The sequence below is a fragment of the Paenibacillus sp. VT-400 genome (assembly GCF_001029205.1).
In the GTDB taxonomy this organism is placed as follows: domain Bacteria; phylum Bacillota; class Bacilli; order Paenibacillales; family Paenibacillaceae; genus Paenibacillus; species Paenibacillus amylolyticus.
The window spans coordinates 273920-295583 of record NZ_LELF01000047.1 but is presented as its reverse complement, the minus strand read 5'-3'; the positions used below and the strand labels follow the sequence as shown (position 1 = coordinate 295583).

The window sequence follows — 21664 nt, the reverse complement described above, 5'->3', positions numbered from 1 at the left end:
GGAACCAAAAAAATCTGAGGATAACAGCGATCGGAAGGTTACTCTGTCATCGGAGTGGCAAGTGTAATGAGTTTGTGCCCAACTGGTCTAACTAAAGGGAGGACATGGAATGAAACCGATTGTTAGAGAACATATTCAGCAACTGGATGTATCACTTGGCGGAGGTATTGTCAGTGAGAAGATCAGAGTTGATACAATTGATAACCCCATTTTGATTATCGGTCTGGGAGGAACGGGAATTGACGCGTTGCTGCGCCTCAAATATCAGATCAACCGTCGTTTCAAGCTGCCACAGGACCCGGTATCCAAGAAAAAAATGGACAAGCCGGACAATGTGGAGTTTCTGGCTTTTGAGACAAACGAACAGGATCGTGCCAAAAAGTATAAAGGAATCGGACTTGATCCGATCAATGAATTCGTATTGCTGTCCAATGCCGAGATTGGCGGACTTCTACAAAACCGCAGCGTGCTGGAGCCTTATATTACGGACTGGCTGTCTCCCGAACTGAGCATTACGGACGGCATGAACGGCGCCGCAGGTGTGCGTCAGGCTGGACGTCTGCTCCTGTTCACGAAGATTAATCAGGTCGTGCAGGCCATCGACAAAAAGATCAAAACCTTATCCGTAGGCACCAACAAAAAACTGATGGTGTTCCTGCTGACAGGTCTGTCCGGCGGTACAGGCAGCGGCTGTTTCCTCGATATTTCCTATATCGTACGCGGCATTATCGAACGTGATCACGGTTCTGCCGGGATTGACCGCGTGAATACGCTTGGGTATCTGTTCACGCCAGACGTGAACCTTTCCAACAAAAGCTTGAGTGAACACACTCGTGAATACATTCGCAAGAACGGATATGCTGCGCTCAAAGAGCTGGATTACTGGATGAACGTGGATAGCCGTGGGGAGCGATTTACTCAGAAGTACGGCAATATTTTAACAGTTAACTCACCACTGCCGCCATTTAACCTGTGTCATCTGATCTCTGCGACGAATACCGAAGGCAAATTGCTGGAGAACGCCTACGATTACTGCATGAACGTCACGGCCGAGAACATTACCAACTTCATGGCAAGTGAGGAGAAGCAGTCGGGTGAGGAGTTTGCGATCCATGACTATATCAGCAACATTCGGACCAACATTGCACAGATGAACAAGGTGTACCCGGCTAACTATGATTACAACATCATCGGTGCATCTTCAGCCGTACTTCCGATCGAAGAGATGACCACGTATCTGGCTTACCGGATGTTTGACAAAATGAATACCATGTTCTCCAAAGCACCGAACCAGGAGGATACCGAGAAGTTTGCCCGCAAGTTGGGCATTGATCTCGAAAGTGTGGTCAAGTCCTTTGAAGCCCGCGTGCCAGAGCCGCTACCTGGTTATCAGAACAGTGAGCGTTTATCCTATGGCAACGTGGTGAAATCACAGGTTGTGAATATGGACACCGAACTGGAACAGAACTTCCTGGCGCGTGCCCGTGAAGAATATATCAAGGCGAAGAAACAACTGCCAGGCGAGATTGCCGGTCAGTTCACCGAACAGATCCGGCGTATGTTTTTACATCCCGAACAAGGTCCGTTCTATGTCTCTCGTCTAATTTATACGGAAAAAGGTTTCTGTGTACTGAAGATGATTCAGTCGTACATCGAAACGCTGCGTGAGAATGCCTTCCGCATTCCGCGTGATATTGAAGCAGCTCAGGAGCAGTCCGAAGAGAAGCTGGGCGATGCGAAGAGTGCTTTTGTCTCCAAAGAGAAGAAAAAGAATGCTTATATTGAAGCAAAAATTCATGAGTACTGGCTGCACGCCGACGTGGAACGCAACGATCAGATGATCGAGTTCTATGAAGATCTGTATGAGTTGCTGAACCAGGAAAACAGCCGCATTTATAACGTATTTACCGAAACGCTGAATGCCCTTAGCTCGATATTCGCCAAGAACGGTGATCTGTTGACACGCGGCGAAGAACAAGCCGATCACAAAGGCAACAAAACATATTACTGGAACGTTGTAAGTGTACCGGATATCGTCAGTGTGGTGGACGGGCTGTTGGATAAGCGTGATACAGATGATCTGATCCGTGATTTCTCTCGTGAATTGCTGGAAAACTCCAGCCAGTGGGTGAAAGAAAACGAGATTGATATCGTCAGCTCCATCTCCGACTTCCTGAGTGAGAAATTCGGTGATCTGATTACGCGATCCATGGAAGATTTCCTGGTAATCAAATACGGTCAGGATGAGTCGGTTGAGAAATTCGTGGAACGTTTCATTGCTGGCAAGCTGGATGATGAGGCCGTTCCGGTGTTTAATCTGAGCAACAGTACAGGCAGTCTGCATTTCCCTTCATGGGGATTTGTATCGGTGCCGGCACAGGCACCAGGCATTCTGAAAGGGATTCGTAATTATCAGAACAATGCAGTGGGCAAATCTCATTTTACCGTCAAGGAAAGTGAAGTGCGTAACCGGATTTTCTGGCTGAACACCCGCAACGGGGTACCACTCTTTGTGTATACACCGCTCAAAGTATATGAGGAAAGTTATGAACGTACCATTTTGGACAAAGAAGGCATTGGTCGTCACTTGGTGCAAACGGAGAAAAACAACTGGACCTATCTGCCGTCTCCGATTCCGGAGAAATCATGGGGAGATGTGTACGAGAACGCCCGCGTGAAGCAGTATAACGCCCGTGTACGTAGTGAATTCGAGCAGGCGCTTGGATGCAACATCGTAACAGCCAAATCCATTGATGAAAATACAAGTAACCGGTATGCGATTGTGACAACAGAAGCGTTTGATCTGTCTGCCAAACTGGGAGCCTACGACATGCGTCTGACGTCCACCACGCCGAACCTTGGCGAAGTGAAGCGAGCCGTGATTGAGCTGAAACGTTTGCAATCCGAAGGGTTGCCGCGTGTAGGCGTTAAGGATATTTTCGGAAGTATTAATGAAGATATGGCCAAAGAAAACCTGGTACGCTCCCCGCAGCTGATCGCACGTGTCCGTGAGGAACTTGCGAAGATGAATGCCATCTCGGCCAAAGTTGCCGAACTCGAAGGCATTCTTGCCCAGTACCAAGACGAAGAGCAGTGGTATGACCGCTTCATCGAAGCGTTGTATACCGACACCATCGTCAAAAAAGGTGCGCTCTACGTCTATGACCGTGACCCGGAAGAAGACGCATGGGAGCCGTTCGCAAACCTGATGAAGAGCCGTAACTTTGCCGAGTATGAAGTGTTTGGCAACTTCCGCGGTCTGGCGGAGAAGGATCGCAGTACATTGCTGCGCAAAGCCTCCCGCCGTGATAACGATCTTACAGCCTCTGAGGATATCACCCCACTGCTGACAAAGCTTGATGATCTGGCTGCGCTGTTCATGGAATCGCGTGATCGTCTGGAATACGAGCGGGTAGAACTGGCTAACGGAGAAGACATCTATCAGTTCTACAGAACGATGTCGTCCAAGCTGAACGACATTCGCAGAAGGCTGAAGTAAGATGGTGACCGGGATGGAGTTCAATTGGAACAATACCCTGAAGCGTGATCTGGAGAAATATGCAGAGCAGTATGCAATAGAGCAGGAGCGTCAAGGCAGCCTGGGTGATGGACGCAGCAGTATCCATTACCCGGCTTTGTTCCTATTCGTGGGTGATCTGGTTGCGCCTGCTGTGTCTGCCGTGCAGGAGATCAATCGGCTGAAATGGGATAACGGAGACGGTGTGGTCTACGTTCAGATCGGGACAGAAGATCAGGAAGCACGTCCGGTTGAAACGAGAAATGGTGGCTCGTCCGATGATGGTCAGGTGACTCGTCACCGCTTGCCTTTGTCCGCTGGGCTGACAGAGCGACCGTCCAAAACACGGCGTAAGGATGTACATCGCAGTTTCCACGAATCGGATCAGGCGCTCTTTGATCTGAATCGTACGCTTCGGCGGGTAAGTAACCGGATTGCCGAATATGGACGGTTATACTCGTCATTTGATCGGATTTACGTTACGGTGGTAACCAGAGCGGATGATCCGTTGAATGTATTGTTGCCGGAGCTCACCAAGCTGACGGAGACCATTCTGTCCCAAGCCTTCAAGTCGGTGCAGACGGATCTACATGTATTGGTCAGTGAGATGGAACAGGTGGATTCCTTCGGATATGCCAGCGCAGCAGGCCTCGCTTTTCTGCGGGAACTGGATTATATGCAGTCGCTGGACTACACGTTCAGCGGTAATCTGCTGGTGACGGAGGATGGGATCTCCATTCCTGTTACACATCCCGCTTCGCCGTTGTTTGATCTGGTATATCTGTTGTCCGACAAAAATGAGCGTGGAACCGGCGTTCCCGGTGGCTGGATCGAAAATGCCGAGATCATCTGCCGCATCTGCCTGCTGAAGAACAGGAAGCAGGATGTGGATCACTCGGGTAGCGTTTCAAGTACGGGAGCGAACACGTACAACAATACATCCTTTAAAAACAATATTCGTACCACCTCTGATCAGCATGGTTATGCAAGTGCGGGTTTTGCCGAGATCAGGCGGCCAAACAAGCCGATTGCACTGGCGGTGTTATATCACATGTATCGGTATCTGCTCGCACGCATGCGGCAGGAGCCGGACTGGAGCATTAAGGACAAGCTCGCTTTCTTTGGACTGGACGCGGCCTCGGTGGAACGCAAAGTCGAAGGCCTGCTGCCCGATGAAGATCTGGTTAGTGGCATGAGTGGCATCATGACGCATAACGTCAGTTTTTCCGATCTGAAGCCGCTCTCACTTCGTGAAGCGGAGAGAGCGTTGTTTGGACAAGGAGCTGAAGCGTACTTCCGCGATAACGTTGTCCGTCTTGTGGAAGAGCGTGTGCGTGAGCGCAGCTCTGGCGGCTCTCTGCGCCGTCAGGCCGAACAATCCCGCGCGGAGCATCCAGAGGTTGGTTACTTCCAGTGGGCTGCCTGGAGTGACAGTGAGCCTGGTAGTGTACGTGAAGCGCTGCTCGGACTGATTAGGGATAAATCAGTGCAGCTTGAATCGGCACGTGCTCTGCTGGAGCAACGTCAGCAAGAGCGAGTGGAAGATCAGTCGTTCAAACGAGCGTTGTTCCGTGATAAACAGAATGTGCGCAATCTGATTGACTGCATGCTGGAGCGAGTGTATGTACCAAAGGTAGAATTACTGCGACTGGAAAATGAATTACATCTGCTGCGCAACTACGATACGGAGATGGAAGAGCTTCACCGTTTTAGTCGCCACGTCACAGCAGCACTTGAAGCGCTGGAACGCACACTGCGCGAGACAGCTACCCAAAGTATCGCCGCTGCGGATGAATACATCGGCCAGAACGTGATGGAGTACTACGGCAAAGTGACGGAAGAGCTAATCATCGACCTGGAAGCCAAACGCGGACGGGATGTATGGTTTGAGGACCGTTACATGGGAGACATGAACCGGCTTGCCACAGAAGGCGATGATCGTCTGCTGAAACGGTTGATGGAGGTATGTCACTCGTTGCTGCTTACAGCCGAGCCATTGCGATTGCCATTTGAAGAAGAACTGTTGCAGCGGGCGAATGTCACGATTGCCTACGGAGATAAAGATGTATTAACCCGCGATGATCTGTTCCGCAGGTTGTACCACACGCTGGAGGATCAGGCGGTTGTTCGGGTCCGGGTATTCGATTATACGCAGGAACATCGATATGAAGAGAAGTATTTCTTTGGTGACCATCATAGTGCTTTCATGGACTACGCGGCACATGCCGAAGAGACGTCACGTATCTACAAGTTGGGTGTGGTGTACGAAGAACGCAGTAGTGGCGTGGAGAAGCTGAATCTGATGGGCGGTTTCCATCTGGAGGATCTCATGGTGTATCGGAACGGCAAGGTATATTATGACTCGTACACGGAGAACGGCTATGAACTTCACCCCGCTGGTCTGGTGGAAAAGTTGTCACCCATTCGTTAAGACGCCGGAAGTGTCCTGACACCCAGCACCAATCTTGTATTAACTCAGCCTGTTTACGGCTGGTATGGAAAGGATGCATGTAGACATGCAGCGAAAAATCAATCTTCTCCTGGTCCTGTTCAGCCTGATTGGCGGGGCAGTGGGCTTTGCGGCAGGAGAAATCATGCTGCGTCAATGGCTTGGGGAGATGCCACGTCTGTTGCTGATGGGATTATACTTTGGCGTACTGGCGCTGAGCGTTGGATTGTTCTGTTTGATCGCAGAGATGATCTCACCCAAGCTGAATGGCGCTTCATGGAAGCTCCGGTATCTGGGACTGTCGTGGAAATTGCTTGTTCCGGCAACATTGGCTCTGTTATTTGTTGTTGGACTCGCCCTGCAATTGTTGTATCAGATCAATCCGGGCGGTGTGAAGCAAGTGAAAGACATCGTACTAATGATCGACAACTCGGGCAGCATGAATGATACAGATCCGGATAACGGACGCTTTGAAGCCGCCAAGACACTAATCAGCCAAATGGAGAGTGACAAACAGGTAGCTGTCATTACGTTTGATGACCAACCGCAGTTGTTACAGCCGTTTATTGCGCTGGATAGTGAAGCGGCCAAGAATGAGGTTTATAGCAAAATCGATGGCATTGTCACGACTTCGGGCGGCACCAATTTTGATGCCGTGCTGCGGGAAGGCATGGAGCAGATTCAGGGCAAACAGGACCCGAAACGCGGTACCGTCGTCATCTTGTTATCCGATGGCTTCAGTGAAGCGGACACGACCGATATTTTGTCCCAATATAACAACGAACAGATCTCTATTAATACAGTCGGCCTAAGCCTGGTGGACCCATCAGGTACGGATCTGCTGCGTAATATTGCTCAGCAAACGGGCGGCATGTACTATGATGTACCAGATTCCGGTGGTCTGAATCTGGCATTCCAGCAGATCTACGATACGATTGATGAACGGACGCTGGTAACGGAGCGTACAGGCATGATGGAGCACAGCGTTTATCTGGCGATTTTCCGTGTAGCAGCCGTGTTACTGATTGGCGTGGCGCTGGGTGTGTCACTCGGACTCGTGTTTGATAACCGTCATCTCGCGCTCAGCTTTGGTATAGGCGGTGCGGTGTCGGGTCTACTGGCAGGGCTTCTGCTGGAGTGGGGACTCGACGGTTCGAACGTGGGGGATACATTCGTACGTCTTGGTGCGATGCTCATTTTGTCTGGCGTATTGACCCTCTTCTCCTGGATTGTTCCGATTAAGGAGAACACGCCGCGGAAGAGCAAGGGTCGTCGTGAAGCTGGCGGCGGAACTTCTTCTGCCGAAGGATTCGGTCAGAGACCAAGAGATACACGCAGCAAAGGATTCTAACGTCGGGAGGTCAATGGAAATGCGGTTTACGGATGCAGACCCTTCGACACCCTTGATTCGAAAACTGACACTTGCGGTGGACGAAGGGCGTTGTACACTTCGCTGGCTCTGGCCGGAACGGGTAGAAGCTGTGTATGTGGAACGGCTGGAGCTGGATATGATGAGCGATGATCGTACCGGGGAAGAGCCTGCACAGGGCAAGCTGAAGCTGTACACGAGAGAGGAATATAAGGCGAGCAATGGTTACACGGATCGGATCACAGGTTTTGGTGCCATCAAGTACACCGTGTATGTGTGTCAGATGGAGGAAGAGGGACCTGTACTGATCCGTCAACGAGACGAGGATAACATGGTGATTGCAAGCGCAGGGAAGGCGGATATCCGCTTTTCCATTCGTTACAAGAGTGGTTTTTTTCAGAAACGAAAAAGTGTATTGATCACCGTCACAGCGGAAGTACCTGTTCCAAAGGAAGCAATCTGTTATGTTCGCAAACAGGGCGGGGTTCCGCTGAATAAGGAAGATGGTACGGTGTATCCTTTTGTGAGTGATTTTGCTCCCGGAAGAAATGAGATGCCGCCCGTTGAAGTTGCCAAGGATGATTATGTGCGATTATTCTTCACAGACGGACCGAAATATGGAGCCGCCTATCGGCTTATATCAGACTAGATAGTTGGACTAGCGATTGGAAGGTTACTCTGTCATCGTAGTGCAAGTGTAAATCACCTTAGTCTGACTGATCAGGGGAGGGGAGTGGCTATGAGCTTTTTTAGTCGGTTTTTGAAGAGACAACAGCCGGAGGAACGTCCGCTGTTTTATGATATTGTGTGCCCTTATTGTTTCAGTAAGTTTTCACCGGAAGAGGTAGTGTTCCGCGCCGCCCATCACCGCGATGATGACGAGGACTACGCACTCGGGGAAGATGCGAAGTTGAATCGGTATCGTGAAAGATTCGGACTCGACACGGTATTTGATATGGAGGCCGTATTGGCTCCGCATGATGTACCGGAGGAACATCGTATTTATTCCGATAATATCGTGATGGGTCTGAACGATCGGTATGGTGTCGTTACGCGTCGCCGGTTGTGTCCGCAATGTCATAACGAGCTGCCTGTTACGGCAGGTAAAGCACCGAGCAACATCATTTCTATTATCGGTGCATCCCAGGTGGGGAAATCCGTCTACATGACTTCATTAATTCATACATTGCAGCATTATACGGCCGATCATTTTGACGCGGCTTGCATGCCATTGAATGCGGAGATTAGCCGCCGGTTCCGTGCGGATTATGAAGAACCGTTGTTTGAACGGGGGGATCTGCTGGATTCCACACAGAAGGAGAAACTGCAGGAGCCGTTTATCTTCCAATTTGTGTTCAAGGACGAAGATAAAGCGCCGCTGACTCTGGTGTTCTTTGACGTTGCGGGTGAAGGTATGGTGGAGCAGGATTATCTCGGACTTCACGGGCAGCACATCAAGAACTCGGCAGGCATTCTGTTTATGGTGGACCCGCTTCAGATTCGTTCGATTCGGGACAAAATCCGCATTAACCTTGGCAACGAGCCGGGAGAGTGGACACCACGATACGATGAGCCACGTGACGTGGTACTGACGATGTTTGGAGATTTTATCGCGTATCAGGATAAAGCCAAGACCAATATTCCAACGGCCGTTGTGCTCACCAAAAGCGACATGCTGCATTCCCTCAAGGATGAAGAGGGCGATTATATCAAATCCAACAGTAATGTCTTCCGCAACATGGTGCACCGCGATTGGTTCGACTTAACCGAGTTCGAGAATATCGACGGGGAGATCCGGCGTTTTATCGAGAAGGTGGATCGTCCGTTCAAGGGCACGATGGATGTGTACTTCAAGGATACAGCCTATTTCGCAGTCTCTGCGCTGGGCAGCAATCCGGTGGATATGAAATTGCAGGGTGTGGTTAGCCCCATCCGCGTGGATGAACCCTTCCTGTGGCTGCTGTACAAGCTGAAGTACATTGAGGGGAGAGTGGGATGATGCGTTCTTCCGTAACCCCGCCCATTGAACAACAGTTGTATACCCGAGAGCGGCGCGGGGTGTTTCGCACAACGGAGGGGTTTGATACGGTTGCGGCATCGCCGGGACTAGACCCTTCTTTTATCAAAAAAGTGCTTCACCCCTACTGTGTCTATGACGCTCCAGCGGAGCTAACAGGCCGTAGCGAGAAGGACGAGACGAAGTTTCCGGCTTCCATTCACCTGCTTCATCTGGAGAGTGGAGAGACGATTCTTGGGCAAAATGTGTACCAGTCTGCAGATTTCACCGGGCTACGCAGTGCCTTTTTTGCACATAATTACGTCTTGTCTCCCGAACGCTCGGAAGAGCAGATGAAACAAGGCGGCTGGCTGGATGCCGTGTTCGCCACGTCCTATGACATCGAACAAGGTACAGTTCTGCCGGCGCTTGCTGAATTGCCTATATCACCTAGGAGCGGACAGGGTGGGGCGACCGATGCTGGCGTAGGATCACCAACCCAAGTGCTGAGCGCTTTGAAAATGAACGAAGTGCTGTTCAAGCGCCTGCTCTATGCGGTAATGCAGTCTGTAGCGACACGTAGAAAAGTATACATTGCGCTGGACCTTCCCGCAGAGGAAGTGACCGCAGGGGCCAAAGGATTGTTACGTTTGCTGTACACGGCTTTACCATACGCATTCCGGCGGCAGCTGGGATTCATGACGTTTGCCAAGGAGCCACAGGCCAAGAAGGGCATCCACGTCCAGTTTGTTGAGCGAGGGACGTTACGTCCGAAAGACCGGAATACGGAGAAGGATTTCACCTTTGATCTGGTATCAGGCAGAGTGACACATGCGGATGCATCTGTGGCGAAGTTACCTTACGCGGAATTCGCTTCGGCCTTATTGCAGGAACCTGCGGCGGCGGATGCGTTCTATATGTTTGCGGATGAAATGTTGTCCGGCATGGAACCTGGGCGGGAACTTTCCATTGAAGCCTATGGCGAACTTGCGGTGTTCTATGGTCTTGAACAAGGCATGGAAGACCTGTATTTGGATAACAAAAGTCATGTCCTGAGTGGCTTGCTGACCTATTTAAAGCCGGATGGTGGATCGCAGCAACGTTCCCGTCTGAACGAGCTGTTCCTGACCTTGCTCAGTAGGGAACTGGACAGTGTGAAGCGTGAGAACGTACCCGAAGAAGACGTCGCAGCTCGCATTGGCGAATATTTCAGTGTTGCCGCGCCCGTGGTGCAATCCCGGATTGTGGACTATTTCATCTACGGTGTAAATAATGCCCGCGCCCAGAAGCGTATGCGTGCTGTGCAGGAATTGTATGCTGTGCTGGATCGGGATCCGCAGCTGAATCGGGCTTTCTTTGATAAAGTGCTGGCCAATGAATCGCTTACCAAGCTGTTGTTCGAGCCTTATCTGGACAATCAGCTGAAACGCACGGAATCGGCAGCGAACGTTGTTGAAGTGATCCGAAGATGGGTTACGTCCCATCCATCTGCGATCCACTACAGCTTCTTACAGGAGCGGACAGCCAATGAGCTGCGTGAACGGTTATGTTCTGCGCCTAATCCGGTACAATCTGCGAATGAAGCGCTCCAGCGTGTTAGCATACTGGATCGAGTATCCGCTGATGTCACCTATGATACAGGCATTACGGCACGAATTGGTCAATCTGAAGCTACAGCCCGTCCTAATCGCAAAGGGGGATCTCCGTCTGCCAGTCAAGATCCGGCATATCAGGAGGAGTTAACCCGCCTTGCAGACAAGCTTGCTTATGTCATTAACCTGTTTATGATTCAGGATCTGGATCTGGAACGGGTTAACCGTGAACAGCTATTAAGCATTGATATTTTGCAGCATGGCAATGAGGTTCGGGATTGGGCGGCACGTCAGGGTTCTGATGTATCTGCTCGAACGAACATGATGCTGGCTGCGAGAGTGTGGCTTAGTGGCGAGGGGAATGAAGAAGAGGCATTGGAGGCACTTTCCCTGGCAGAACGCAATGAACTTCAACGCTGGACGCGTCGCTGGCTTGCCGGAGAGCTGCAGGCTCATCCGGGGATTGCGGCATATGAAGCTTTGCCAATGGCTTTTTATAGGGGAGGAAGCGGCAGCAATCGGTTGGATTATCCTGGCCTGATTGAATTCATCCGCACCAATGCAAGTCGTGCTGAAGGGCTGTATCCATTCTTCGAATGGTCAGGAGATCATCGGATGTTTGTCCGGGGTTCCAATGCGCATAAAGGATATGCGGATGCCATCGTGGCGTATTTCAAAGCCCATGACCGTGAAGCTTTCAAATCGAAGTCAGCTTTCAAACCGTATTACGTGAGAGCCAGCAAGACAATGAAGCCGGTCTATGACCGTGCGAAGACGGAATTGTCCTCTCCACTGGTGCGGATGCTAACGGGTAAAAGGAAAAATCTGTTCGGATTAATCCTCTTGATCCTGGTTCTGGGTATTGCTGGCGGTACATATGCATGGATGAAAGATTCTGTAGAGCCGCCAGCGGCATCCCCTCCATCTACCCAGGAGCCTGTCATACCGGCTGAACCTGAGGTGCAGCTCGCGGAGCAGATTGCTTATATGATTCCTGCGAGTGAACAGGAGGGTACGCAATCACCTGCTCAACTGGTGATCCGTTTCAGGAATGATACGGGAAGCACTGAGTTTGAGCAAGGCAAACTTCAATTGACGCTGAAGGATGATAGCACTCAGGAGTTGGATGCTACAGGTAAGTGGGAGAGTTTTAATCGGAATGAGGAGCCAGATAACGAAGTTCCTTCCGATGGTGGCTCAGGAAGTACTTCCGAAGGAAGCACGGATGGTTCTTCAGCGGGAAACATAGAGCAGACGGAGGATGGCGATCAGCAGGCCGATCCTTCAACATCGGGTGATTCCACTTCAGATCCTGCTACTGATACAACAACGGATACAGGGACGAATGCACCGTCTAATGCTGCGAGTGGAGACACGGATCAAGGGACCGATTCAGATCAAACTACTGGTTCCACATCGCCTGACACATCTGTATCCAATGAACCGGATGCGGATGCGACGACTTCTTCACAGATGTCTATTGGAGCGGTGGATCGCCTCTACCCGTATGGATTGCAGATTGATCTTCCAGCGAATATAGATGCCGAGAGCATTGTCAGTGTGAAGAGCACGCAGGGCAATATGACGGTGATCCAATTGATGCCTCAGCCGAAGCTGTAAGTTATTTTATATGAACATGTTGCATAGATTCATTAAGTGTCTTTTGATCCAATAATGAAAAATGCTGACTTCATACCATAACAAATGAGAGTATGTTAGATGACCTTGAACTTTAGATTTCAAGGTCATCTTTTTTTATTTGATATGGCGGATATAGCAAACACATTAAAAAAACTCGCACATTCACAATTCAGACACAAAATTTGCGATTCAAGAGTTTGAAAGACAGTCAGAAGTGATAAAGTGCGCGGAATGAATGAGAAAAGATCTCATGTGTACTTGGGAAAAGAGAGGAATTTCTGCTACAGAAAGAGCAAATAAAGCACGAAAAGAGAAGAAAATTTGGTTTTTTATGTTGACAAATGATAATGATTATCAGTATCTTTAGTGTAGAAGATATTTGCGTCGGAAATCACAGAATTACAATTTCGTTTTTGTTGTCATAGCCGGATTACATAACCGGGATAAATGAGAGAGGGATGATCGCATGTTTCGTCTGGAGACGACCAAGCTGGATATCGCTTATGAGGAAAGACTAATTGTAGAGGATCTGAATATTCAGATTCCCCAAGGAAAAATTACAGCACTTGTTGGAGCCAATGGTTCAGGGAAGTCAACCATCCTGAAAACGATGGCACGTATTATGGCTCCAAAAGCAGGTAATGTATTGCTCGACGGGAAGTCCATCCATAAACAGTCCACGCGTGAAGTTGCCAAGCAACTTGCGATTTTGCCACAGAATCCAACAGCCCCTGAAGGTCTTACCGTTACTGAATTGGTATCGTATGGTCGCTTTCCTTATCAAAAAGGATTTGGCTCCATGCGTGCGGAAGACAAACGTATGATTGAATGGGCTATCGAAGTGACAGCCATGACTGAATTCCATGATCGTCCGATTGATCAACTGTCCGGTGGACAGCGTCAACGTGCCTGGATTGCCATGGCACTTGCCCAAGAAACAGATATCCTTTTCCTGGACGAGCCGACTACGTTCCTGGATATGGCTCACCAGCTCGAAGTATTGCAATTACTGGAGCAACTGAATGCCACAGCCAACCGTACCATTGTTATGGTTGTGCATGACTTGAATCATGCTTCCCGCTATGCACATCACATGATTGGTATCAAAAAAGGTAAAGCCATTGCTCATGGTTCACCTGTAGAAGTTATGAATTCGGATGTGCTTCGTGAGGTATTCAACATTGAAGCAGATATCGTGATTGATCCGCGTTCCGGTGTACCGCTCTGCTTGCCTTACGCTCTTGCAGGCGAACGCCAGCAATCGAAGACGCCAGAGCAGCTGGTCATGAACAGTGCGATGGTTCATGCTGGAGGACGGGCAGAACCACGTGTTCAAGCGACAGGAAGTTAACGAAATGGGCCATATGTGGGTCCTTACATTATAGAATGAAGCCGCTGTGCGCTATCGCACGCGGCTCTTTTGCATTCATGGGGGATTTGCAATGCATGGGAGCAAAGGGGACGGGTAGACCCTGGATTTGGTAATCGCATCGGATCAGGTCTATAATAATAAGACAGGCTGTGAGTTCATTGGTTATGCCAACATGCTCGCAACAGCCCAAACCAACATATGTCATGGGAGGAATCAGTCATGTCCGTATATTCATATCAGGCGGTAACCACCGCGAACCAAGAAGTCTCACTGGATCTGTATCAAGGTAAAGTATTGGTCATTGCCAATACAGCCAGCAAGTGTGGGCTGACCCCGCAATACGGTGAATTGCAAAAGCTCTATGATCGTTATCGCGATCAAGGCTTGGTTGTACTGGGTTTCCCTTGTAACCAGTTTGGAGGGCAGGAGCCAGGTACAAGTGAGGAAGCAGAATCATTTTGCCAGATTAACTATGGTGTGAATTTCCCGGTGTTTGCCAAGGTAGACGTGAATGGTGAGGACACTCATCCCCTGTTCCAATACCTGAAGGAGCAACAACCTGGCGTAGGTGAAACAAGCGACATCCAATGGAACTTCACCAAGTTCCTTGTTAACCGTGAAGGTGAAGTGGTAGGTCGTGTTGAACCGAAAGAATCTCCGGAGACAATGATTGCAGATATCGAGAAATTGCTCGGTTAATACATGAACGTTGAGAAGCCTGTCCTTGCATAAGCAAGGATGGGCTTCTTTGATTATTTTATATACGCGGATTTATTCTCTTCACAGGTAGGAGTCGGATCCATGAAATCAACCCTGTAATGAAAATTGAAGCCATTTATTTTTTGTACAAGTAAAACATGAATGTAAGAGAGGACTCTAACTTTATACGTCCACACTGCATTCATACAGGGATCACGGAAGCCATTACATAGCATAAACGCGCCCAAATCCGGGGACAATGAAATCAATACAATGAAGGGAAGCAAGGCTTAAATACAGGTGAATGACCTCCTTCGACAAACTTTTTTTTCAAAACCTATTGCAATGTGAAAAATATCACATTATAATGAGTGTATAAAGTGAAATAAATCACATACACTGTTTCGAACAAGAAGTGAAATGTTTCACAACCATAACAACCTTATATTCAAACTCATTTATATATTTCGAGGAGGAACTTTTAATGAAAATCGCAGTTATCGGATGTACACACGCAGGAACCGCAGCCATCGTAAATACCGCCAAATTGTACCCGGATGCTACCATCACGGTGTATGAGCGCAATGACAATATCTCCTTCCTATCTTGTGGCATTGCGCTCTACGTAGGTGGGGTTGTGAAAGACCCTGACGGCTTGTTCTATTCTTCGCCTAATCAACTGGCAGAGCTTGGTGTTGAGACTAAGATGCTTCATGAAGTAACAGCAGTAGATGCCAAGGGCCATACCCTTCAGGCTAAAAACCTGCAAACCGGGGAAGAATTTGAAGATACGTTTGACAAACTGATCGTGACAACGGGTTCATGGCCTGTCGTTCCAAAGCTTGAAGGCATCGAGATGGATAACATTTTACTTTGCAAAAACTACAATCATTCCAACACGATTATTGAAAAAGCCAAAGATGCCAAACGTGTTACCGTTGTAGGTGCAGGATATATCGGCGTAGAACTGGTCGAAGCTTTCCAAATGAATGGCAAGGAAGTTACCCTGATCGACAGTGTGGACCGGATTTTGAACAAATACCTGGACCCTGAATTCACGGATGCGATTGAAGATACGTTGACTGGACGCGGCATCAAGCTGGCTCTTGGTCAATCGGTACAGAAGTTTACTGGTGAAGATGGCAAAGTAACTAAGGTGATCACGTCCAAAGGAGAGTTCGAAACCGATCTGGTTATTCTGTGCATTGGTTTCCGTCCAAATACCGAACTGCTCAAAGGCCAGGTGGATATGCTGCCAAACGGCGCAATCATCGTGGATAAATATATGCAAACGAGTCAAAAAGACGTCTTTGCTGCGGGTGACAGCTGTGCTATTCATTACAACCCAACAGGCAAAGCATCTTACATTCCACTGGCAACCAACGCGGTGCGGATGGGTACACTTGTAGCCCGTAACCTGGTTCGTCCTACGACACCGTATATGGGTACACAAGGAACATCGGGTATCAAAATTTATGAGCAAAATATCGCGGGTACCGGGATGACGGAAACGTCTGCTGCTGACGAAGGTTTGATTGTTGAATCTGTCGTACTGGAAGACAGCTACCGTCCGGAGTTCATGCCAACGGCTGAGAAACTGTTGCTCAAAGTAGTATATGAGCAGGCTACTCGTCGGATCGTTGGAGCACAGGTGATGTCTCAGGTTGATCTGACTCAATCGATTAATACGATCTCGGTTTGCATCCAAAATAACATGACCGTAGATGAGCTGGCCTTCATCGACTTCTTCTTCCAGCCACATTACAACAAACCGTGGAACTTCCTGAACACGGCGGGTCTGCAAGCACTGCCTCCAATAGAAATAAAAGCACCAGCAATGGTGTAAGGAAGCAGAATAGATGGTTGAACAGAGGGCATGATAAACGCCATACAAATATAACATGCTTATCCGTAAATAAGAGGTGTACGATAACTGCCAAGATTACGAAACAAGGCGGACGATTATAAAGGAAAGAGAAGACTGGCGAGTATATCGTCAGTCTTCTTTTTTGTTGTTTTAGCTACAAAAGGCCTTACTACACTCTTGCTGACTTAACTATTCAAAGACGCTCTGAAAGTATCTTTTTAAAGAACATTGTGATAATTTGCACAAAGTTTTGCGCAGTACCAAGATACAATTGAGATATGGTATTCAACGCATAAACAAAGGAATTCAGATGGTTTTATCCAACGATGAACAATGAAGGAGAGGATGAATGATATGGCAGCAAAAACACCTCTTGAGGTTGCACAATATACGGCGCAAACAGGAATGAAGAAGGCTCAATATCCGGTGTCTTCTGTACTGGTGCTTAGTTTTCTGGCAGGGGCTTTTATTGCGCTGGGGTTTCTACTGGATATTCGGGTGATTGCTTCTGCGCCAGCTGAGTGGGGAAGTCTGGTCAATCTGATTGGAGCAGCAGTGTTCCCGGTTGGATTAATCTTGGTACTCATCGGTGGTGGAGAGCTGCTGACAGGTAACATGATGGCAGTTCCACTTGCTACGATTGCAAGAAAATTATCTGTGGGTAGCATGTTGAAAAATCTAACCTTAGTGACGATTGGTAATTTTGTTGGAGCTTTGTTTGTCGCGTACGCGTTTGGACATGTGCTGGGTCTGACCGGAGAAGGTGTATATCTGGCGAAAGTGGTGGATATGGCTGGGCATAAGCTGCATGATGGTTTCCTGCAAGCTTTCATCTCTGGCATCGGCTGTAACTGGCTGGTCGCGCTGGCCGTGTGGTTATCTTATGCTTCGGATACGATGAGTGGCAAGGTACTGGGCATTTGGTTTCCAACGATGGCATTTGTGGCGATTGGATTCCAGCACGTTGTGGCCAATATGTTCCTCATCCCGGCGGCAATCTTTGAAGGACATTATTCGTGGGGTCAATATGTGATGAATTTCATTCCGGTATGGCTCGGGAATCTGACTGGTGGTGCTCTGTTTGTAGCTGCAGCCTATTGGGTGGTGTACCTGCGCCAAGCCGAGCCAAAAGTGAAACCAGAGATGGCGACGTCGATCGAACCTATGGAGACGGAGGCTAGAGTGATGTTGAGCAAACAAGCATAGAGGGCACAGCGAGGTATGGATACACGTATATTAGAAGTGAAGACGATTCTGATCTTGCTCGGTTCATGGCGAATATGCTGTGATGGAGCAGGGCGGGATCGTTTTTTTGTGGTGTCCTTATTGGATTTTAACGCAAAATAAATTCGCCATGACAAGGTTCGGGGGAACGAAACCTGTTCATGGCGAATTTCGGGAGTGGTCCATGATATGGCATGAGGAGGAAGTGGGGAAACACTAGCCTAATGCCTTATTTTTAATTTACCCCTGAATTCTGAAGTTGAATCAAACTCAAAAACATTTTTTTGAAAATAATTTAAAGCCGCTATAGCGGCGAATATGAAGCAAAAACATACTGTTCTCTTTACGCGATAACCTCGAAGAAGATATGATATAGGGATAGCTTTTAAAGAGGGGAGCCTTACGATGATCGATCAGGAGAATGGTGTATTTGCGGCGGTGTGCCCGCTCGACTGTCCGGACACTTGTGGTCTGTTATTACATAAAGAGAACGGCAAAATTGTGAAGGTGGCAGGCAATCCGGATCATCCGATCACCAAGGGTGCCATCTGTAATAAAGTCAGAAATATGACCGAGCGGGTATATCACCCCGAGCGTCTACAATATCCGATGAGACGTGTAGGAGCCAAAGGTGAAGGCCAGTTTGAACGAATCAGTTGGGATGAAGCGATTCACGAAATTACGACCAAATTCATTGCATTGTCCGAAACCTACGGCCCGGAGAGCATCCTGCCCTACAGCTTTTACGGTAACATGGGCATTCTCGGCGTAGACGGTATGGACCGACGTTTCTTCAATGCGCTTGGTGCGAGTGTACTGGAGCAGACGATCTGTAACTCCGCTGGAAATACCGGCTGGAAATATACGATGGGCGCCAATCGGGGAACGGTGCCGGAAGATACGGAGCATGCGGATCTCATCCTGGTGTGGGGTGGCAATATCGTCAGTACAAATATGCATCAGGTCGTTTTGGCGGAGAAAGCCCGCAAGAAAGGCGCCAAAATCGTCGTAATCGACGTTCATCGCAATCGTACGGCTCAATGGGGCGACTGGTTTATTCCGCTGTACCCGGGCACGGACAGCGCACTGGCGCTGGGATTGATGCATGTTTTGTTCGAACAGGGACTGACTGATGAAGCGTTTATGCAAAAGTATACGGTGGGTCATGAGGCACTGCGTGATCATGTCCGCAGTTACATCCCTGAACGTGTTGCACGCATTACGGGCGTGCCGGAGGAAACCATTGTGGAGCTGGCCGAATTATACGGCAACGCACAGGCAGCCCATATTCACATCGGCAATGGCCTCCAGCACCATGATAATGGGGGAATGAACGTGCGTAGCGTTGCATGTCTGCCTGCTATTACAGGGCAATGGCTGAAGCAAGGCGGCGGTGCCGTTCGCACCAACAGCTACGCGAGCACAAATAGCGATGCGCTCGAACGTCCGGAGCTGCGGCAGAATCCCGAGCCGCGAGTGGTGAACATGAACCGGATTGGTGAAGCGTTGCTGGAAGCAGAGCAGCCAATCCGGGCGATGATGGTCTACTGCAGCAATCCACTGGTGGTGGCACCGGATACCGAGCGGGTGGAGCGAGGTTTTGCACGGGAAGATCTATTCACGGTTGTGCATGATCTGTTCATGACGGATACCGCGAAATATGCAGATATCGTATTGCCAGCCACATCTTCATTTGAAGCGACGGACCTGTACACCTCTTATTGGCATCAGTACGTTCATCTGCAAGAGCCGGTGATTGCACCGATTGGGGAGAGCAAGAGCAATGTGGAACTGTTCTCACTGCTTGGGCAGGCTATGGGGTACGATCCTGCAATCTTCGGAGAAACACCGGAACAGATGATTGAGGACGCACTTCAGGGCACAGGCAACCCCTACATGAATGGGGTCACGTTGGAAGGACTGAAGGAACATCGATTCGTGAAGCTGGATATGACGCCACATGCTACATATCTGGATCAGCTGCCCACACCTTCAGGCAAAATTGAATTGTATTCCGAGACGATGGAACAGAGAGGGCTTCCGCCGCTCCCTACCTATAGTGCTCTGGTTGAAGGATATGATGGGGAGAATCCGGCTGGACCTGCCGATACGTATCCGTTGATGTTCCTGTCGCCGCCAAACCATAATTTCCTGAACTCCACCTTTGGTAATTCAGCCAAACATCAGCGTTTGGAAAAGATGCCTTTATTGCAGATACACCCCGAGGATGCCATCCGTAGAAATGTGGAGGATGGAGATGCGGTGGTGGTATGGAATGATCGTGGGCGCATTGAACTTACTGCCAAAGTAAGTGAAGCCATGTTGCCGGGAACCGTCATCAGCCAAGGCTTATGGTGGGATGGTGACGGCAAGAAGCAGCGAGCGAATTCACTGACGTCCAATCGGTTGTCGGACATGGGGAACGGGGCGACATTCTTCTCAGCCACTGTTGAAGTGAAGCGTCAATGAGTGTGCTTGCGGCGTAATTTTTTTGAGGTAAGATGAACAAAGGCTAGAATTTGAGCAGGATTAAAGAGCAATTGATGTTACACTTCATAAAACCTTCGCTCTGGCTGGTTATGGTTATGCCGTCAGGGCAAAGGTCTATTTTTTATGGCTATTTGTATGTGCAGAGGTACTAAGGAGAATGAACTAGAGATGATGAGATGGCTGGATAACTATCCAAAAGAAGTGAGAATATTTTTATTAGCAAGTCTGGTTAACGCAACCGGCAGTGCCTTGATGTGGCCGCTGACCACCATGTATGTGTTTGATGAACTTGGACGAACGATGGCCAACGCCGGTTTTGTGATCCTCATTCAGTCACTGGGTGGCATCTTTGGACAATTGCTTGGTGGTTCGTTGTACCATCGGGTGGGCGTGAAGAAGCTGATCATTGGTTCACTGGCGCTTAATGCGTTAGGTTTGTTTGCGTTGCCGTGGATTAGTGCGTATTGGGTCGTATTTATATGTGCCATGGGCTGGATTGGGCTGTTCAGTTCATTGTCGCTACCAGCGATTCAAGCCTTTATTGGCTTCCGGTTTGCGGAGCGACGCGGTGAATTATTCAATATTATCTATGTGGCGAACAATATCGGGGTGGCGATTGGTACGGCGTTGAGCGGTTTTCTGGCTGACTTTTCCTATCACCTCAGCTTTGTACTGAACGGGGTGACCTCAGCCGGATTTGCAATTTTCTTCTGGTATTATCTGTCGCGGGTTGAACCGGATCAGGGGGAAGTACATCTGACCAAACGGAAAACCGTCCCCGATGGGCCGGGCGTCTGGGCATTGCTGGGTAATACCCGACTATATCTGTTTATGAGCTTGGGCGTACTCTTCCTGTTATTTGGCAACTCCATCTGGAACACAGGTGTGTCCCCGTATATCATCTCTCAGGGTATGGAAAAAAGAATGTACGGTCTGCTCTGGACCCTGAACGGGGTGCTGATCTTTGTGGGCCAGCCTTTCACCAGTTGGGTGAAACGGACCATGGCCCGTACCTCCACTGCCCAGATGACGGCGAGTGCCGTGTTCTATGGCATGGCCTACATTGTGATGATTACTATGTACAGTTATCCGGGCATGGTGCTAGCAATGGTACTGGCCACGTTTGGGGAGATGCTGATCTCCCCTGCAACACCTGCGTTTATCTCGGAGCATGCCGGCAGGGCGGCGCCTTTTTACATCGGGATATCGGGTGGGATCGGTGCGGTTGGACGGGTTATCGGCCCCTATGCGATGGGGGTCATGTATGACAAACAGGGACTTATTCCGGTAGCGTGGCTGGCAACAGGCACAGCAGCTATTGCGGTACTTGGTTTTGTGTTGCATGCGGTGTTGAACCGTAATCGTGAAGTGAAGGAGTATGGAATGGACGCCTAACAGATCTCATCGGGTTGGATAGGATGCGGAAGGAAGAACGAGTTGAAGTGGAC

12 protein-coding genes are annotated in these 21664 nt (G+C 49.2%); all 12 read left to right on the top strand.

Translation table 11 applies throughout. The annotated features are described in order from the left end of the window. The first annotated feature begins 109 nt into the window (after positions 1-109). The 12 genes from EL84_RS03715 (at position 110) to EL84_RS03660 (ending at position 21611) form a co-directional block, all read left to right on the top strand. Positions 110-3499: a tubulin-like doman-containing protein gene (locus tag EL84_RS03715; RefSeq protein WP_047840768.1), complete on the top strand. Its 3390-nt coding sequence runs from the start codon at positions 110-112 to the stop codon at positions 3497-3499. 1 nt (position 3500) lies between these two features. After that, positions 3501-5948 (top strand): transcription initiation factor TFIID, encoded by a 2448-nt coding sequence (locus EL84_RS03710; RefSeq protein WP_082218823.1) that lies wholly within the window; start codon positions 3501-3503, stop codon positions 5946-5948. 85 nt (positions 5949-6033) lie between these two features. Further along, positions 6034-7317 (top strand): vWA domain-containing protein, encoded by a 1284-nt coding sequence (locus tag EL84_RS03705; protein WP_047840767.1) that lies wholly within the window; start codon positions 6034-6036, stop codon positions 7315-7317. A 19-nt stretch (positions 7318-7336) separates the two neighbouring features. Next, the gene (locus tag EL84_RS03700) at positions 7337-7984 is read left to right on the top strand and encodes a hypothetical protein (protein ID WP_047840766.1); all 648 of its coding nucleotides are present in this window, start codon (positions 7337-7339) and stop codon (positions 7982-7984) included. A 90-nt stretch (positions 7985-8074) separates the two neighbouring features. Beyond that, the gene (locus tag EL84_RS03695) at positions 8075-9334 is read left to right on the top strand and encodes a TRAFAC clade GTPase domain-containing protein (protein WP_024632789.1); all 1260 of its coding nucleotides are present in this window, start codon (positions 8075-8077) and stop codon (positions 9332-9334) included. After that, positions 9331-12543, top strand: a complete 3213-nt coding sequence (locus EL84_RS03690; protein ID WP_152682958.1) for a hypothetical protein — start codon at positions 9331-9333, stop codon at positions 12541-12543. The genes EL84_RS03695 and EL84_RS03690 overlap by 4 nt, the downstream gene beginning before the upstream one ends. 487 nt (positions 12544-13030) lie before the next feature. Continuing rightward, positions 13031-13915 carry an ABC transporter ATP-binding protein gene (locus tag EL84_RS03685; protein ID WP_036612750.1) on the top strand — a complete coding sequence of 295 codons (885 nt, stop codon included), beginning with the start codon at positions 13031-13033 and terminating at the stop codon, positions 13913-13915. 240 nt (positions 13916-14155) lie between these two features. After that, entirely contained in the window at positions 14156-14635 is a 480-nt protein-coding gene (locus EL84_RS03680) for a glutathione peroxidase (RefSeq protein WP_047840764.1), read from the top strand. Positions 14636-15119: 484 nt separating this feature from the next. Then, positions 15120-16481, top strand: a complete 1362-nt coding sequence (locus EL84_RS03675; protein ID WP_047840763.1) for an FAD-dependent oxidoreductase — start codon at positions 15120-15122, stop codon at positions 16479-16481. Between the two features lie 375 nt (positions 16482-16856). Continuing rightward, positions 16857-17708: a formate/nitrite transporter family protein gene (locus tag EL84_RS03670; protein WP_047840762.1), complete on the top strand. Its 852-nt coding sequence runs from the start codon at positions 16857-16859 to the stop codon at positions 17706-17708. A gap of 423 nt (positions 17709-18131) precedes the next feature. Then, the gene (locus tag EL84_RS03665; RefSeq protein WP_152682957.1) at positions 18132-20195 is read left to right on the top strand and encodes a molybdopterin-dependent oxidoreductase; all 2064 of its coding nucleotides are present in this window, start codon (positions 18132-18134) and stop codon (positions 20193-20195) included. 192 nt (positions 20196-20387) lie between these two features. Continuing rightward, entirely contained in the window at positions 20388-21611 is a 1224-nt protein-coding gene (locus EL84_RS03660) for an MFS transporter (protein ID WP_047841051.1), read from the top strand. The last annotated feature ends 53 nt before the right edge of the window (positions 21612-21664 follow it).

Bases quoted from the DNA above. Each gene is read 5' to 3' on its own strand.
- EL84_RS03715 (WP_047840768.1), top strand. From the start codon at position 110: ATGAAACCGATTGTTAGAGAACATATTCAGCAACTGGATGTATCACTT.
- EL84_RS03710 (WP_082218823.1), top strand. From the start codon at position 3,501: ATGGTGACCGGGATGGAGTTCAATTGGAACAATACCCTGAAGCGTGAT.
- EL84_RS03695 (WP_024632789.1), top strand. From the start codon at position 8,075: ATGAGCTTTTTTAGTCGGTTTTTGAAGAGACAACAGCCGGAGGAACGT.
- EL84_RS03705 (WP_047840767.1), top strand. From the start codon at position 6,034: ATGCAGCGAAAAATCAATCTTCTCCTGGTCCTGTTCAGCCTGATTGGC.
- EL84_RS03665 (WP_152682957.1), top strand. From the start codon at position 18,132: ATGATCGATCAGGAGAATGGTGTATTTGCGGCGGTGTGCCCGCTCGAC.
- EL84_RS03680 (WP_047840764.1), top strand. From the start codon at position 14,156: ATGTCCGTATATTCATATCAGGCGGTAACCACCGCGAACCAAGAAGTC.
- EL84_RS03660 (WP_047841051.1), top strand. From the start codon at position 20,388: ATGAGATGGCTGGATAACTATCCAAAAGAAGTGAGAATATTTTTATTA.
- EL84_RS03685 (WP_036612750.1), top strand. From the start codon at position 13,031: ATGTTTCGTCTGGAGACGACCAAGCTGGATATCGCTTATGAGGAAAGA.
- EL84_RS03700 (WP_047840766.1), top strand. From the start codon at position 7,337: ATGCGGTTTACGGATGCAGACCCTTCGACACCCTTGATTCGAAAACTG.
- EL84_RS03690 (WP_152682958.1), top strand. From the start codon at position 9,331: ATGATGCGTTCTTCCGTAACCCCGCCCATTGAACAACAGTTGTATACC.
- EL84_RS03670 (WP_047840762.1), top strand. From the start codon at position 16,857: ATGGCAGCAAAAACACCTCTTGAGGTTGCACAATATACGGCGCAAACA.
- EL84_RS03675 (WP_047840763.1), top strand. From the start codon at position 15,120: ATGAAAATCGCAGTTATCGGATGTACACACGCAGGAACCGCAGCCATC.